A 14,792-nucleotide genomic window follows, 5' to 3' on the forward strand; every position below is an offset into this window, starting at 1 on the left:
GATGGGCTCGCCCGTCCCCACCGGGGAAGGCTCAGCAGGTGCGTCGGTGGCGACGAGCACGTCGCCAGGACTGCGAGCGCCGACGCGGCGCGGCACCGAGCTGGTCATGCTGTCGTTCGCCGCGGGCCTCGTGACGCTGGCGTTGATCCTGGTCGAACTGAACCAGGAGCGCTCGCTGAGCCTGAGGATCCTCTACCTCGGTCTCGCGTACCTCGGCCTCTTCGCCTGTGCCCACCTCGCCGTGCGCCGGTGGGCGCCGTACGCGGACCCGGTGATCCTGCCGTGCGTCGCGCTGCTCAACGGGCTCGGCCTGGTGGTCATCCACCGGATCGACCTCGCCATGGAGGGCACCGTCTTCCCGGACGGCTCGACGTGGGACCCGATGGCCTTCAAGCAGGTCATCTGGACCGCCATCGGGTTGTTGCTGTTCGCGGCGACGCTGAAGTTCCTCACCGACCACCGCACGCTCGCGCGGTTCGGCTACACGTTCGGCCTCGCCGGCCTCGTCGCGCTGATGCTGCCCGGTGTGCTGCCGGGCTTCATCGCCCCGGAGATCAACGGCGCGAAGATCTGGCTGCGCATCGGCCCGTTGTCGATCCAGCCCGGTGAGTTCGCCAAGATCCTGCTGATGGTCTTCTTCGCCGCTTTCCTGGTGTCGAAGCGGGACCTCTTCACCGTGGCGGGCCGCCGGTTCCTCGGCATGGACCTGCCCCGTGCGCGCGACCTCGGCCCGCTGTTCGCGGCCTGGGGCGTCACGGTCGCGGTCATGGTGCTGCAGAAGGACCTCGGCTCCTCGCTGCTGTTCTTCGGAATCGTGCTCGTGCTGCTCTACGTCGCCACCGAACGCGCGGCGTGGGTCGTGCTCGGCCTCGGCCTGTTCTCCGGCGGCGCGATCGTCGCGTGGAAGCTCTTCGGGCACGTCCAGCAGCGTGTGGCGAACTGGCAGGACCCGATCTCGCGCTACGAGCTCGTCGGCGGCGGTTACCAGATCTCGCAGTCGCTGTTCGGGCTCGCGACCGGCGGCATCGGTGGCGCGGGCCTGGGCGCCGGCCGCCCGGAGATGATCCCCGAGGCGAACACCGACTTCATCACGGCCGTGATCGGCGAGGAGCTCGGGTTCATCGGCTTCGCGGCCCTGCTGCTGGTCTACATGATCTTTGCGTTGCGCGGCCTGCGCAGCGCCATCGCCGTGCGCGACAGCTTCGGCAAGCTGCTCGGCGGCGGTCTCGCGTTCGCGGTCTGCTTCCAGGTGTTCATCGTCGTCGGCGGTGTCACGAAGCTGATCCCGATGACGGGCATCACCGCACCGTTCCTGTCCAAGGGTGGTTCGTCGCTGCTCGCGAACTACGTCCTGGTCGCGTTGCTGCTGCGGATCTCCGCGGCGGCGCGGGCCCCGCAGCGGGCTCCGAAGCCGAAACCGCAGCAACCGGCCATCGCCGACCAGCACACTGTGATGGTGGAGCGTCCCAAATGAACACACCGCTCCGCCGCGTCGGCATGGCCATGATGGTGATGGTCCTGCTCCTGCTGGGCAACGCCACGTGGGTCCAGGTCATCAACGCCGACGAGTGGCGCAAGAACGCCTACAACCGCCGGGTGCTGCTCGACGAGTACGCCCGCAAGCGCGGTCTGATCACGGTCGCCGACGGCACGGTGATCGCGGACGTCAAGGAGACGACCGACCGCCTGCGGTACCTGCGCACCTACAACGCGGGCCCGGTCTACGCACCCGTCACGGGGTACCTGTCGGTCACCTACGGCACCTCCGGCATGGAGCGCGCCGAGAACGACCTGCTCAACGGCTCGGACGACCGGCTGTTCGCGCGCCGCGTCTCCGCGTTGATCACCGGTCGCGACCCGGTCGGCGGCAACGTGCAGCTCACCCTGAACACCAAGGTGCAGCAGACCGCGTACGACCAGCTGACCGCGAAGGGCTTCACCGGCTCGGTCGTCGCGATCAAGCCGGACACCGGTGAGATCCTCGCGATGGCGAGCACGCCGTCCTACGACCCGAACCTGCTCGCGAGCCACGACGTGAACGCGCAGGCGGCCGCCTGGAAGCAGTTCACGGCCAAGGACGCGAACGACCCGCTGGTCAACCGCGCGACGCAGGCCCTCTACCCGGCCGGCTCGACGCTGAAGGTGGTCGTCGCGGCCGCGGCGCTCGCCGACGGCAAGAACAAGGACTCGCAGTACACCGCCAAGGGCTCGATCACGCTGCCGGGCAGCAACACCCCGCTGCCCAACTTCAACGGCACCCCGTGCGGCCCCGGCGAGACGGTGTCGATGGAGACCGCCCTCGCCAAGTCGTGCAACACGGCGTTCGGTGAGATGGCGGGCCAGGTCGGCGCGAACAAGCTGCGCCGCCAGGCGGAGAAGTTCGGCTTCAACGACCCGGACCTCGAGGTTCCGCTGGTGGTCGAGACCTCGACGCTCGGGCCGATTCCGGACGAGGCCGCGCTCTACCAGACCGGTATCGGCCAGCGCGACGTGCAGATCACGCCGCTGGAGAACGCGGTGGTGGCGGCGACGATCGCCAACGGCGGCAAGCGCATGCAGCCGTACCTGGTGTCGAAGATCCTGGGCCCGGACCTGAAGTCGATCGACGACACCGAGCCCGACGAGGTCGACACCGCGATGAGCACGGCCAACGCGGCCGCGCTGCGCGACATGATGATCCAGTCGGAGATCAACACGGGCGGCGAGGGCCGGCTGCAGAACGTCCAGGTGGCGTCGAAGACGGGTACCGCCGAGCACGGCACCGACGTCACGAAGAACAACCCGCACGCCTGGTACATCGGCTTCGCGCCGGCGCAGAAGCCGGAGATCGCGATCGCGGTGATCGTGGAGGACGGTGGCGACCGCGGTCTGGGCGCCACCGGTGGCAAGGTCGCCGCTCCCGTCGGCCGCGCCGTGATGAACGCGTACCTGGCAGGCCGCTGATGCTGACCACGGGCCAGCTCCTCGCCGACCGCTACCGCCTCACCAGGCGGATCGCGGTCGGTGGCATGGGCGAGGTCTGGGAAGGCGCGGATGAGCGGCTCGACCGGCGGGTGGCCGTCAAGGTGCTCAAGGCCGAGCTCTCCGGCGACCCGGAGTTCCTGCACCGCTTCCGCACCGAGGCGCGGATGACCGCGTCGCTCAACCACCCCGGCATCGCGTCGGTGCACGACTACGGCGAGACGGCGTCCGTCACCGACGGACCCGAGGACACCGCCTACCTCGTCATGGAACTGGTCGAGGGCGAGCCGCTCGCGACGATCATCTCCCGCGGCCGGCTGGCCGCCGACGTGACGCTCGACCTGCTGGAGCAGACCGGGAACGCGTTGCAGGCGGCGCACGAACGCGGGCTGGTGCACCGCGACGTGAAGCCCGGCAACATCATGGTGACCCCCTCCGGCAAGGTGAAGATCACCGACTTCGGCATCGCGAAGGCCGTGGACGCGGCCCCCGTGACGCGGTCCGGCATGGTGATGGGCACCGCGCACTACATCGCTCCCGAGCAGGCCCTCGGTGGCGAGGCCGAGCCGGCGAGCGACGTCTACTCCCTGGCGGTGTGCGGCTACGAGTGCCTCGCCGGGCACCGGCCGTTCCTCTCGGACAACGCGGTGACGGTCGCGATGATGCACATCCGCGACATCGCGCCGCCGTTGCCGCCGGACGTGCCGCCGGGTGCGCGCGCGTTGATCGAGGCGACGCTGGTGAAGGACCCGAGGCAGCGTTACCGGACCGGCGGTGAGTTCGCCGCGGCGGTGAGCGCCGTGCGGGTGGGCCAGCCGCTGCCGACGCCGTCCGGCTTCACGATGCCGCCGATCCCCCAGCAGGTCGTGCAGCAGCCACCGCCTCCGCAGGTGTCGCAACCGCTTCCGGTACCACCGCAGATGCAGCAGCAACACCACCAAAGCCGTCCCGGCACCCATCCGGCGATGCAGCCGGCGGCGCACCAGACGGGCATGCAACCGGTGCACCAGACCGGAACGTTCACCCCGATGCCGACGCCACCGGGGAGGAACCGGTCTGCCGTCTGGGTTATGGTCGCTCTTCTGGTGACCGTGCTGGTGGTGCTCGGCGTGGTCCTCGTGTGGAAGCTGACGCTGGGGTCGACCGATGCCAGTGGTCAGGGTGGCCGTCCGACCACCTCCACCTCGGCGAACCCGAACCCGCCGGCGAACGGGCAGGCGAAGCCGGACTCCGCCGACCGCATACCGGGCAACGCGCCGAAGCGGATCGACGAGGACGACTACATCGGTCGTTCCGGCGACGAGGTCAGGACCGAGTTGGTCGACCACGGCCTGGAGCCCCAAGTGCTGAGCGCCCAGGGCACGTCGCCGGGGGACCTGAAGAAGTGCCGGGTCACCGCCATCGCGCCGACAGGCGAGGTGCCGGCGGGCTCGCAGGTGAAGGTGACGTGCGCGCCATGAGAAAGACCAGAACCGACTTGGGAACACCGTCGACGAGGAGCGGGACGAAGCACCGATGAGCACTCCACGACTGCTCTCAAACCGCTACGAACTGGGTGAGACCCTCGGGTACGGCGGCATGTCCGAGGTCCACAAGGGGCGGGACGTCCGCCTCGGCAGAGACGTGGCGATCAAGGTGCTACGAGCCGACCTCGCCCGTGACGCCCAGTTCCAGGAACGATTCCGCCGCGAGGCGCAGAACTCGGCGGCACTGAACCACCCCGCCATCGTCGCCGTCTACGACACCGGTGAGACGCAGACCGAGTACGGCCCGTTGCCGTACATCGTGATGGAGTTCGTCGACGGACGGACGCTGCGCGACATGGTGAAGACGCAGGGCCCGCTGTCCGGAAAGCGCGCGATGGAGGTCATGGCCGACGTCTCGGCCGCGCTCGACTTCAGCCACCGGCACGGCATCGTCCACCGCGACGTGAAGCCGGCGAACGTGATGATCACCAAGTCCGGCGCCGTGAAGGTGATGGACTTCGGCATCGCGAGGGCGCTGCACGATGGTCAGGCGGCGGTCACGCAGACCGCCGCGGTCATCGGCACGGCCCAGTACCTGTCGCCGGAGCAGGCGCGCGGCGAGTCCGTCGACGCCCGTTCCGACGTCTACGCGGCCGGCTGCGTGCTGTTCGAGCTGCTGACCGGCGAGCCGCCGTTCACCGGCGACTCGCCCGTGGCGGTCGCGTACCAGCACGTCCGGGAGGACCCGAAAGCTCCGTCGCAGCTGAACCCGAAGGTGTCGCCGCAGCTCGACGCGATCGTGCTGAAGGCGATGTCGAAGGGCCCGGCGAACCGCTACCAGTCGGCCGCGGAGATGCGCGCCGACCTGGTGCGCGTGCTGTCGGGCCAGCGCCCGTCCGCGCCGGCCGTGATGACGGCCGAGGACCGCACCGCCGTGATGAACGAGCAGGCGCGCACTTCTCGCACGCAGGTGATGTCCGGTGGCGGCGGCAGGCACCGCCCGGCGGCGCTGAAGTCGGAGCCGGACGACAGCTACGACCCGCTCGCCGACGAAGAGGAAGAGCGTCGCGCGAAGCGCAAGAAGGCCATCATGGTCACGCTGGTGGTGATCCTCTGCGCGGCCGTGCTCGGCCTCGCCGCGTGGATCACCGCGAACGTGATGGACAACGGCGGCGCCGAGCCGGCGGAGAAGGCCTCGGTCCCGTCGATCGTGGGCCTGAGCCCGCTGGAGGCCAAGGAGAAGATCACCAAGGTCGGCCTCGTCGCGGTCCAGGAGGACGTCGCCTGCGAGCCCGGCCCCGCCGGCACGCCCGCGAAGTGCACCGCCGACCAGATCAACAAGGTCGTCAGCGTGAACCCGGCCGAGGGAATGCAGATCCTGAAGGGTGGCCAGGTCACGATCGCCGTTGGCGCGCCTCCCGGTGAGGGCACCGTCCCCGACCTGACGGGCAAGACCCCGCAGGACGCCCAGGCGGTCCTGGACAAGGACCCGAACGGCTTCAAGCTGCAGCAGAGCGACCAGACCATCGAGGTCGACGACCCGGGCAAGGCCGGCAAGGTCGCGCAGCAGAACCCCGCGGTGGGCCTGAAGCTCAAAAAGGGCGGCACGATCACCATCCAGCTCGGCAAGGCGCCGGACCGGCAGAACGTGCCGAACGTCGTCGGTGACGACCAGAACGACGCCCGCCAGACGCTGGAGGGCTCCAACTTCAAGGTCGTCATCGAACCGGTCGACAGCTCCAAGCCCGAGGGCACGGTCCTCTCGCAGACGCCGCAGGGCAACGCGAAGGTCGACAAGGGCGCGACGGTGACGCTGCGGGTCTCGAAGGGCAACCAGATCGAGATGCCGGACCTCACGGGCCTCAGCGAGCGGGAAGCCGACGCGAAGCTGAAGCAGCTGGGCTGGAACGGAAACCTCAACGTCCAGGAGCAGCAGGTCGGCGACCCGACCCAGACCAAGAAGGTCGTGGCGCAGAACCCGGCCAGGGGCACCACGATCACCAAGGGCTCGACGGTGACGATCACCGTCGGCAAGTTCGGGATCGTGACGAGCTAGAAGAGCTGCGAGCTCGTGGGGCGGCTTCCCTCCGGGGGGCCGCCCCTCCGCTTTTACCGGCGGGCGGCCGCGGCGAGCGTGCGCATGCCGTTCTCGAGCTGGGCGACCGTGGACTCCGGCACCTCGAAGCCGCAGACCTTCAGCCAGTTGGCGAGCATCCGGTGGCCGCCGTCGGTGAGCACCGACTCGGGGTGGAACTGCACGCCCTCGACGGGGAGCTCCCGGTGGCGCATGGCCATCACGATGCCGGTCTCGGTCTTGCCGGTGACCTCGAACTCGGCGGGGATCGTCTCGGGCAGCACCGTCAGCGAGTGGTAGCGCGTCGCGATGAACGGCTGCGGCACTCCGGCGAGAACACCCTGGCCCTCGTGGAAGACGATGCTCGTCTTGCCGTGCAGCAACTCGGGCGCGCGGTCGACCGTGCCACCCCAGACCACGCCGATCGCCTGGTGGCCGAGGCAGACGCCGAAGACCGGCTTGCCGGTGTCGGCGCACTTCTTGATGACGTCGACGCTCGCGCCCGCGCGCTCCGGTGTCCCGGGACCGGGGCTGACGAGCACACCGTCGACGTCGTCGATCTCGTCGAGGTCCACCTCGTCGTTGCGCCGCACGACGCACTCCGCACCCAGCTGGGCCAGGTACTGGACGAGGTTGTAGACGAAGCTGTCGTAGTTGTCGACCACGAGCACGCGCATGGAGAGAGCCTAGTCGGTCGGGTCGAGTGAGTTAGCTCTCGTCTTCTGACAGGTTAGGCTTCCCTAAAATAGGTGTCATGAGTCGCCCCTTGCGCGTCGCGATCGTCGGCGCCGGCCCCGCAGGCGTGTACGCCGCCGACATCCTGACCAAGTCCGACGTGGACGCGCAGATCGACCTCTTCGAGAAGCTCCCGGCGCCGTACGGCCTGGTCCGCTACGGCGTCGCACCCGACCACCCGCGCATCAAGGGCATCGTGGGAGCGCTGCAGAAGGTGCTCGACCGCCCGTCGGTCCGCTTCTTCGGCAACGTCGAGTACGGCGTCGACATCAAGCTCGACGACCTCCGCCAGTTCTACGACGCCGTCATCTTCTCGACCGGCGCCTCCTCGGACCGCGAGCTCGACATCCCCGGCATCGACCTGCCCGGCAGCTTCGGCGCCGCGGACTTCGTGTCCTGGTACGACGGCCACCCCGACGTCCCCCGCACCTGGCCGCTGACCGCGAAGTCGGTCGCGGTGCTCGGCGTCGGCAACGTCGCCCTGGACGTCGCTCGCGTGCTGGCCAAGACCGCCGACGAGCTCCTGGTGACCGAGATTCCGGCGAACGTCTACGAGGGCCTCGCCGCCTCCCCCGTCACCGACGTGCACGTCTTCGGCCGCCGCGGCCCGGCCCAGGCGAAGTTCACGCCGCTGGAACTGCGCGAGCTCGACCACTCGCCGAACGTCGAGGTGATCGTCCACGCCGAGGGCATCGAGTTCGACGAGGCCTCGATGCACGCGATCAGGACCAACAAGCAGGTCGAGATGATCGTGAAGACGCTGCAGGAGTGGGCGATCCGCGACGTCGGCAACCGCCCCCGCCGCCTGCACCTGCACTTCCTCGAAGCCCCGGTCGAGGTGCTCGGCGACTCCTGCGTCACGGGCCTGCGCACGGAAACCCAGGAGCTGACCGGCGACGGCAACGTCCGCGGCACCGGCGTCTTCACCGACTGGGACGTCCAGGCCGTGTACCGCGCCGTCGGCTACCTCTCGACGCACCTGCCCGACATCCCGTTCGACCACGGCTCGGGCACGATCCCCCACCTCGCCGGCCGCGTGCTGGACCTCGACGAGGTGCCCATGCCCGGCGTCTACACGACCGGCTGGATCAAGCGGGGCCCGATCGGCCTCATCGGCCACACCAAGGGCGACGCCCTGGAGACCATCACCAGCCTCCTGGACGACGCCGCGAGCCTGCCGCTCGCCTCGTCGCCCTCGCCGTCCGCGGTGGTCGAGTTCCTCGAGCAGCGCGGCGTGCCGTTCGTGACGAACGAGGGCTGGGGCCGTCTCGACGCGCACGAGATCGCGCTCGGCGCGGCTCACGGCCGTGAGCGCGTGAAGGTCGTCTCGCGCGAGGAGATGACCGCGATCTCGAACGGCTGACCTGCTCGAACAGCTGAGCTGCTTGAACGGCTGCACGCCGTTCCCTGATGGAGCCGCCATCGCGCATGTGCGTGGTGGCGGTTTCACCATTTCGGCCGGGCGTGCGGACACCCGCTGCGCGATCCCGATATCCGACACGGCCGCTGACGTACCTGAGTTCGGCACCCCTCGACCGTTGATGTACCTGAGTTCGGCACCCACGACCGCTGACGTACTTGAGTCTGGCTCGCCCAAGCGCTGGCGGGGCACGGCGGCGTAGCGGTGTGACTCGACTGAGGCCTGCTCCGGCGTCGACTACTCGCCGTTGCCCCACCAAGTCGGCGAATTCACCGACTCGACCTAGGGAAGCCAACCGAGCCCCGCTCCCCCGCGCGCTTCCTCATGCGCAACGACAACGGCGGGATTCAGGTTCCCGCAGCGCCGGAAATCCTGTGGACAACTCTCGCGTCTACACCGTCCACGCTACCCCGACACTGACCTGAGCTGCGCAAACAGCCACCGGAAGGACATGATCCCGGCCGCGCTTCACCCGGTCGAGCGATCTGCAGCGGGCGGATTGCCGTGGAGCAGCTCACTGGGTCGTGACGTTGTTGAACGGCAGCTTCGGCTCCGCCCACGGGAAGACGACGAACATCAGCAGCGCGACGATGCCGGCGACCAGCACGACGGCCTCGATCACCCGCAGGAACAGCGGGCCCGGCAGGTGGCGCCAGATCCAGCCGTACATCAGCCCTCCGTCATCTCGGGCGGCACGAAGCCGTCTGCCACCGGGTAGCTCTTGGTCTCGATGGCGTGCACGATCAGCCGCTGCTTGTCGGAGAAGCGCGGGTGGCAGGTCGTCAGGGTGAGCAGGCGGGCCTGCCTGTCCGCGGGGACGGCGGTGCCCACCTGGTGCGGGACCGGGGCGATGACCTCGCCCTGGCTCGGGGTGACGATCTCCTGGCCGACGGTCTTGGCGTAGGCGTCGCCGAGGGTGGTGGCCAGCGGGGCGACGCCAGCACAGGCGGCTTCCTTCGACCTTGGGTTGGTCGCCCAGCCGGCGACCTCCTCGCGCATGGGGAGCACCCGGTAGACGAACCACTGGGTCTGGGTCTGCACGACGATCGAGTTGCACGACTGGAGCAGGTCGAGGTCGTTGAACGGCGCGCCCTTGCCCACGCGGTGGCCGGCGATGGCGAAGTTGCCCGCCTCGCCCGGCTGGGCGGTGTCCTTGTAGTGGCCGGGGCCGATCTCGAGGTGCTTGTCGGTGGTGCCCTCGACCACGGAGAACTTCCAGTCGTTGCCGAAGACCGGGATGTACATCTTCGCGAAGGCCTTGCCCTCGATGAGGTTCAGCTTCGACTGGCGGTTCGGGTCGGCCGGGGGCGGCGTGACGACGTTCGAGCTCCATTCGGAGTCGAGCGCGGCGGTGGCGTCCTGCTGCTTCTCCGCGGAGAGCAGGTCGGTCACGTAGACCTCGTAGACGACGAACAGGAGCACGACGAGGCCCAGCGTGATGAGGCCTTCACCGATGCCGCGCACCGCCTTGCGGGCGAGGCTGTCCGGCGGCAGGGCGTCTTCGGCCTCCGGCTCGTCGTCGTAGTACTCGTCATCGTCGTAGTACTCGTCGTAGTCGTCCTCGACGCGCGGGATCACCTCGGTGGGCGGCTCGACCGGGCGGGGACGGGGCGGCATCGGCCGCGGGGGCATGCCCCTGGGCGGCATTCCGGGAGGCGGACCGGGCTGCGGGCGGCCGGGCTGCGGCATTGCGCGGACGGGCGTGCCCATCGGAGGGCCCTGGCGGTGCGGCGGCGGGGCGTTCGGCGGCAGGCTTCCGGAGAAAGCGCTGGTGAACTGGGTTGCTTCCGGCGGCGGCAGCGGGCGCCCCGGCGGAGTGGCCCGCGCGTGCTGCAGGTCATCGCGACGGGGTGCAGGGCGCCGGGGAGGCGGCTGCTGCGGTCCCGAGTTCACCTGAAACCTCCGCGCGGACTGTGAACTGAAAACAACTGCGTCTGCAAGGTGGTTCGCTGACCACCGTCGCTACGTTAACGTGTCTCCCGAGTAGTGCACGTAAACTAGCGTCACTCACGGATATCCACGTCAGGCGAGGACAGCATGCCCAAGTCCAAGGTCCGGAAGAAGGCGGTCTACACCGCACCCACTGACCGCCGCACGCCGGTCAAGGTCAAGGCAGCGGGGCCGTCTCACCCGGTCTACGTCGCCGTGATGCTCGGCTTCATGCTGCTCGGCCTCGCGTGGCTGGTCGTGAACTACATCGCGGCCGAGAAGATCCCGTTCATGCTCGAGCTGGGCGCGTGGAACTTCGCCATCGGCTTCGCGCTGATGATCATCGGTCTGCTCATGACGATGCGCTGGCGCTAGCCGCAGGCCACGTCACTGTTCGTAGGGTCGGCCCGGACGTCACACGTCCGGGCCGTCGTTTGTTCAGGGCGTGTTCACCTGGTTCACGCGAGCGTCACCGAAGCACACGGCTGTAAGTCATCCCCATTGGGGACAAGTCCTGTGGACAACTTTGCACCAAAATGCACAAGCGACGGTTTTCCCTCATGCGGACCCGTTCGGTCGTCCACATTTCATGCGGCACACTCGACGGTGTGACTCGCACCTGGTCCACTCCCGCCCTGCTGGTCGCCGTCGCGTGGGTGGCGGCTCTCGCCCTCGCCGTCGCGACCTTCATCGCTGACGACAACGCGGGCCGTCTGCTCATCGGACTGGCAACGCTGCTGGTCGCGTACCTCGCGGCGTTCGCCTCCATCGCCCGGCCGAGGCTCACGGCGGACGCGAACGGGCTCGCCGTGCGCGGGTTCGCGAGCACCACGGTGCTGCCGTGGCACGAGGTGAAGGTGAAGCTGCAGACCACCCGCCGGCTCGGCAGGGAACAGCAGACGCTGGAACTCGACGCCGACGACCGCCTCGTCGTCCTCACGAGGCTGGACCTCGGCGCCGATCCCGAAGAAGTGGCGGGGGTGCTGCACGCATTGCGCCCGTGAATCGCTTCTAGCGGCACGTCCTGGCGTACTCGAGGACGATTTCGGCGGTCGTGTCGAGTTCGGTGGCGCGCAGCGCGAACATCACGCCGAGCAACACCACGGCCGCCACGACGGCACTGGTCTGGTACGCGTTGCGGTTCTTCTGCGGTGCCCTGACCATCGCGAGCGTCAGCAGTCCGCCGATGACGAACCCGCCGAGGTGCCCGAGCAGCGAGGCGTTGGTGAAGAGGTTCGACACCAGGTTGATGCCGACGACCACGAGGATCGTCGAGATGTCCCGCTTCTGGCGCTTGAACACGATCAGCAGCGCGCCCATCAGGCCGAACACCGCACCGGACGCACCGGCGAGCTGTTGGCAGACGGTGCCGAAGTAGAACGCCGCCGCACTGCCGCCGAGCAGCGACAGGAGGTACACGGCGCTGTACCGCAGCTTGCCGAGCTCCTGCTCGACGATGGGACCCACCACGAACAGCGCCGCCATGTTGAGCGCGAGGTGGAGCAGGCCGAAGTGCATGAAGCCCGACGTCAGGATGCGCCACCACTCACCGTTGGCGGTGAGTTCCGGGATCATCGACGTCGCCGTGAACAGCTCCGCGCGGGAGTTGTTCATCGGGCTGCCGGACTGGACAACCGTGACCACGTACGCGAGCACGTTCAGCGCGATCATCACCTGCGTGATGACCGGCCGGCCGGTCGAGGCCACCGCGCCCGCGGACGTGCGGGCCTGGCGGACCGAACGGGCGCCCTCGTTCACGCAGTCGACGCACTGCATGCCGACGGAGGCGTCGCGCAGGCACTCCGGGCAGGCCGGACGGTCGCACCTGGTGCAGCGCAGCCGGGTGGGCCGATCGGAATGACGTGCGCAGACCGGGGTTTCCGGCTCCGCTCCGATCGGCTCCTCCGGTGGCACGGATGCGTTGCTCACGCGCGTTCGATCGTGATCCGCTCGATCTTGATGTCGTTGACCGGACGGTCGCCCGCGCCGGTCGTCGTGTTGCCGATCGCGTCGACGACGTCGCGCGACTGCTGGTCGGCGACCTCACCGAAGATCGTGTGCTTGAAGTTCAGCCACGTCGTCGGCGCCACGGTGATGAAGAACTGCGAGCCGTTGGTGTTGGGCCCGGCGTTCGCCATCGCGAGCAGGTACGGCTTGTTGAACTGCAGTTCGGAGTTGAACTCGTCCGCGAAGCGGTAGCCGGGGCCACCGCGGCCCGTGCCCGTGGGGTCACCGGTCTGGAGCATGAAGCCCGCGATGACGCGGTGGAACAGGGTGCCGTCGTAGAACGGACCCGACTTGGTGCCGCTCGCGTTCGCCTCGGTGTAGTCCTTGGTGCCCTCGGCGAGCCCGACGAAGTTCGCCACCGTCTTGGGGGCGTGGTCGGGGAACAGGTTGATGCGGATGTCGCCCTGCGTGGTGTGCAGGGTCGCCGTCACCTTGGTCCCGACGAAGGATTCGTTGCTGTCAGCCACGGCTCCATCGTGCCATCACAGGCGCCGATGTTCAGAAACGGGCACGATGGGTACCTCTATGCCATCACCGGACGACAACGTGTGGAGCACAGAATGGACGAGGTGGACGTCATGACCCGTGCCGGCGAGAATGTTGGCAAGGCTGTCGGCACCGGTCTGAAGGCCGCGCGTGAGGGTGTCGTTCGCGCTGGTCACGCCGCTGAGGTCAAGCTCGCCGAGCGCGGCATCACGGCTGATCACGTTCGCGGCGCACTCGTGGAGCGGGCCGACACGCTCATGGGCAAGGCTGAGGACTGGGAGAAGCAGACTCGTCGCTCTCGCAAGCGCCTCGCCAAGAAGAGCGCGCAGACTCGCGCCGACCTCATGAGCAGGGCCGAGGTCGTGCGCAAGGAAGTGAAGAAGGCAGCGAAGCACGCGCGCAAGGACGCGAAGGTGCGCGCCAAGGAGATCCGCAAGGCCGCGGCCCAGCTCGGTGCCGACGCACCGAAGCGCCGCCGCTGGCCGTGGGTGCTGGGTCTCCTGATCGCGGCGGCCGCGGCGGGCTACGTCGCGATGACGCGCCGGCCGCAGGAGGTCCAGCTGCACGAGGAGGACCAGGTCCCGCACGCGGAGCCGGTCCTCAACGGACAGGTGCCCGTGCAGAAGGAACACGTCAAGTAAGCACCGGCAGCAGTCAGAGCTTCAGCCCTTTGATCGCCTCTTCCGCGATCCGGCGAGCCTTGATCGACTGCTTCTGGTTGCTCGTGACGACCACAGCGGCGTCGCTCTTCGCCACGGCGTAGACGACGCCGCTGTTGTTGTTCACATATCCCCCGGCCCAGCCGGTGGGTGAACTCGCGGGCTGTGAACCGTCCGGCGCCGCCTCGTTCACGATCATCTTCGCAACGCGCTCATCTCCCACGTACACGCGCACGGTCAACTGGATCTCGGTTGCCGTGGCGTAGAAGAAGCACGCCGGGTGAGGTTCGTCCGTTGACAGTTTCACCTTCGGTACGCGCTGCCCGTTCGCTTCCGCCACGTAGGCGGTCGCGAGGTACGGGCAGGTGCCGTCGCTCGCGGGCTGGGGCGCGGGCGGCACTGTCGGAGCCGCGCTGGTCGTGGTGGTGACCTGCTGGGTCTGGGTGGTCGGCGCCGGCACGTTCTGGGCGACATTGGGGCCGCACGCCGCGAGCGCGCCGAGCAGGGGCAGCAACAGTGCTCGTTTCATAGGGGCAACAGTCAACCAGACGCCGGAAGCGCTTCGAGCGGGACACTGTAATTGGTCCATACCTTTCGTGCCCTGCCCCCTCATCCCGCGCCCCGGAAGGATCCCGTCATGGAGTTCCTGGAGTCACGACGAGAGCACGCCCTGGCGCTGTTCCGCATCATCATCGGTCTGCTCTTCGTGTTCCACGGCGTGCAGAAGGTCCAGAAGGGAACCGAGCTGCTGTCCTGGCCCGGTGGCCCGGTCATGCTCATCGAGCTGATCGCCGGCGGCCTGGTCCTCATCGGACTGTGGACGCGCTGGGCTGCGCTGATCAGTTCCGGCGCCATGGCCTACGCGTACTTCGTGGTGCACCAGCCGAAGGGCCTGCTGCCGATCCAGAACGGTGGCGAGCTCGCGGCGATCTACTCGTGGGCGTTCCTGCTGCTGGTGTTCACGGGCGCCGGCGCTTGGAGCATCGACCAGCTGCGCACCAGGTCGTCGAGGAAGTCGCTGGCGAACGCCTGACGCGTCAGCCGTGAATGCACTG

15 protein-coding genes are annotated in these 14,792 nt (G+C 68.6%); 9 read left to right on the top strand and 6 right to left on the bottom strand.

The annotated features are described in order from the left end of the window. The first annotated feature begins 1 nt into the window (after position 1). The 4 genes from BLQ91_RS29030 to pknB are packed head-to-tail and all read left to right on the top strand — an operon-like array spanning position 2 to position 6,483. Positions 2-1,474, top strand: a complete 1,473-nt coding sequence (locus tag BLQ91_RS29030; RefSeq protein WP_090101962.1) for an FtsW/RodA/SpoVE family cell cycle protein — start codon at positions 2-4, stop codon at positions 1,472-1,474. Next, positions 1,471-2,943 carry a peptidoglycan D,D-transpeptidase FtsI family protein gene (locus BLQ91_RS29035; RefSeq protein WP_090101853.1) on the top strand — a complete coding sequence of 491 codons (1,473 nt, stop codon included), beginning with the start codon at positions 1,471-1,473 and terminating at the stop codon, positions 2,941-2,943. Before BLQ91_RS29030 ends, BLQ91_RS29035 begins: the two co-directional genes overlap by 4 nt. Then, on the top strand, positions 2,943-4,421 hold the full coding sequence (locus BLQ91_RS29040) for a serine/threonine-protein kinase (RefSeq protein ID WP_090101855.1): 1,479 nt from the start codon (positions 2,943-2,945) through the stop codon (positions 4,419-4,421). Before BLQ91_RS29035 ends, BLQ91_RS29040 begins: the two co-directional genes overlap by 1 nt. A gap of 55 nt (positions 4,422-4,476) precedes the next feature. Next, positions 4,477-6,483: a Stk1 family PASTA domain-containing Ser/Thr kinase gene (gene pknB, locus BLQ91_RS29045; protein WP_090101858.1), complete on the top strand. Its 2,007-nt coding sequence runs from the start codon at positions 4,477-4,479 to the stop codon at positions 6,481-6,483. A 53-nt stretch (positions 6,484-6,536) separates the two neighbouring features. Here pknB and BLQ91_RS29050 read toward each other — a convergent pair whose 3' ends face one another. After that, complete coding sequence (locus tag BLQ91_RS29050) at positions 6,537-7,178, bottom strand: aminodeoxychorismate/anthranilate synthase component II (protein ID WP_090101860.1); 642 nt, start codon at positions 7,176-7,178, stop codon at positions 6,537-6,539. Positions 7,179-7,255: 77 nt separating this feature from the next. On the opposite strand from BLQ91_RS29050, the gene BLQ91_RS29055 reads away from it, so the two are divergent. Beyond that, positions 7,256-8,599: an FAD-dependent oxidoreductase gene (locus BLQ91_RS29055; protein WP_090101862.1), complete on the top strand. Its 1,344-nt coding sequence runs from the start codon at positions 7,256-7,258 to the stop codon at positions 8,597-8,599. Between the two features lie 571 nt (positions 8,600-9,170). Here BLQ91_RS29055 and BLQ91_RS41660 read toward each other — a convergent pair. Further along, positions 9,171-9,326, bottom strand: a complete 156-nt coding sequence (locus BLQ91_RS41660; protein ID WP_090101863.1) for a hypothetical protein — start codon at positions 9,324-9,326, stop codon at positions 9,171-9,173. Further along, a complete protein-coding gene (locus tag BLQ91_RS29065) occupies positions 9,326-10,366 on the bottom strand; it encodes a class E sortase (RefSeq protein ID WP_245733877.1) in 1,041 nt (346 codons plus the stop codon). The genes BLQ91_RS41660 and BLQ91_RS29065 overlap by 1 nt, the downstream gene beginning before the upstream one ends. 327 nt (positions 10,367-10,693) lie before the next feature. Between BLQ91_RS29065 and crgA the strand changes: the two genes are divergently transcribed. Then, complete coding sequence (gene crgA, locus BLQ91_RS29070; RefSeq protein ID WP_090101865.1) at positions 10,694-10,960, top strand: cell division protein CrgA; 267 nt, start codon at positions 10,694-10,696, stop codon at positions 10,958-10,960. A gap of 233 nt (positions 10,961-11,193) precedes the next feature. Beyond that, positions 11,194-11,589, top strand: coding sequence for a PH domain-containing protein (locus tag BLQ91_RS29075; protein WP_176959997.1), 396 nt, complete (start codon positions 11,194-11,196; stop codon positions 11,587-11,589). A 7-nt stretch (positions 11,590-11,596) separates the two neighbouring features. On the opposite strand, the gene BLQ91_RS29080 is transcribed toward BLQ91_RS29075, so the two are convergent. Then, complete coding sequence (locus tag BLQ91_RS29080) at positions 11,597-12,514, bottom strand: rhomboid family intramembrane serine protease (RefSeq protein ID WP_245733878.1); 918 nt, start codon at positions 12,512-12,514, stop codon at positions 11,597-11,599. Next, positions 12,511-13,059 carry a peptidylprolyl isomerase gene (locus tag BLQ91_RS29085; RefSeq protein ID WP_090101867.1) on the bottom strand — a complete coding sequence of 183 codons (549 nt, stop codon included), beginning with the start codon at positions 13,057-13,059 and terminating at the stop codon, positions 12,511-12,513. The genes BLQ91_RS29080 and BLQ91_RS29085 overlap by 4 nt, the downstream gene beginning before the upstream one ends. Before the next feature lie 93 nt (positions 13,060-13,152). Here BLQ91_RS29085 and BLQ91_RS29090 point away from each other — a divergent pair, with 93 nt between their 5' ends. Continuing rightward, positions 13,153-13,719 (top strand): hypothetical protein, encoded by a 567-nt coding sequence (locus BLQ91_RS29090; protein WP_090101868.1) that lies wholly within the window; start codon positions 13,153-13,155, stop codon positions 13,717-13,719. 13 nt (positions 13,720-13,732) lie between these two features. Here BLQ91_RS29090 and BLQ91_RS29095 read toward each other — a convergent pair whose 3' ends face one another. After that, positions 13,733-14,266 (bottom strand): DUF2020 domain-containing protein, encoded by a 534-nt coding sequence (locus BLQ91_RS29095; RefSeq protein WP_090101869.1) that lies wholly within the window; start codon positions 14,264-14,266, stop codon positions 13,733-13,735. Between the two features lie 108 nt (positions 14,267-14,374). Here BLQ91_RS29095 and BLQ91_RS29100 point away from each other — a divergent pair, with 108 nt between their 5' ends. After that, positions 14,375-14,770 carry a DoxX family protein gene (locus BLQ91_RS29100; protein WP_090101870.1) on the top strand — a complete coding sequence of 132 codons (396 nt, stop codon included), beginning with the start codon at positions 14,375-14,377 and terminating at the stop codon, positions 14,768-14,770. The last annotated feature ends 22 nt before the right edge of the window (positions 14,771-14,792 follow it).

Origin of the sequence: Lentzea jiangxiensis (assembly GCF_900104175.1) — a bacterium.
GTDB lineage: Bacteria > Actinomycetota > Actinomycetes > Mycobacteriales > Pseudonocardiaceae > Lentzea > Lentzea jiangxiensis.

Excerpts from the sequence above, each read along its gene's own strand:
- BLQ91_RS29030 (WP_090101962.1), top strand. The coding sequence starts at position 2 with ATGGGCTCGCCCGTCCCCACCGGGGAAGGCTCAGCAGGTGCGTCGGTG.
- BLQ91_RS29035 (WP_090101853.1), top strand. The coding sequence starts at position 1,471 with ATGAACACACCGCTCCGCCGCGTCGGCATGGCCATGATGGTGATGGTC.
- BLQ91_RS29040 (WP_090101855.1), top strand. The coding sequence starts at position 2,943 with ATGCTGACCACGGGCCAGCTCCTCGCCGACCGCTACCGCCTCACCAGG.
- pknB (WP_090101858.1), top strand. The coding sequence starts at position 4,477 with ATGAGCACTCCACGACTGCTCTCAAACCGCTACGAACTGGGTGAGACC.
- BLQ91_RS29050 (WP_090101860.1), bottom strand. The coding sequence starts at position 7,178 with ATGCGCGTGCTCGTGGTCGACAACTACGACAGCTTCGTCTACAACCTC.
- BLQ91_RS29055 (WP_090101862.1), top strand. The coding sequence starts at position 7,256 with ATGAGTCGCCCCTTGCGCGTCGCGATCGTCGGCGCCGGCCCCGCAGGC.
- BLQ91_RS41660 (WP_090101863.1), bottom strand. The coding sequence starts at position 9,326 with ATGTACGGCTGGATCTGGCGCCACCTGCCGGGCCCGCTGTTCCTGCGG.
- BLQ91_RS29065 (WP_245733877.1), bottom strand. The coding sequence starts at position 10,366 with ATGGGCACGCCCGTCCGCGCAATGCCGCAGCCCGGCCGCCCGCAGCCC.
- crgA (WP_090101865.1), top strand. The coding sequence starts at position 10,694 with ATGCCCAAGTCCAAGGTCCGGAAGAAGGCGGTCTACACCGCACCCACT.
- BLQ91_RS29090 (WP_090101868.1), top strand. The coding sequence starts at position 13,153 with ATGGACGAGGTGGACGTCATGACCCGTGCCGGCGAGAATGTTGGCAAG.
- BLQ91_RS29095 (WP_090101869.1), bottom strand. The coding sequence starts at position 14,266 with ATGAAACGAGCACTGTTGCTGCCCCTGCTCGGCGCGCTCGCGGCGTGC.
- BLQ91_RS29100 (WP_090101870.1), top strand. The coding sequence starts at position 14,375 with ATGGAGTTCCTGGAGTCACGACGAGAGCACGCCCTGGCGCTGTTCCGC.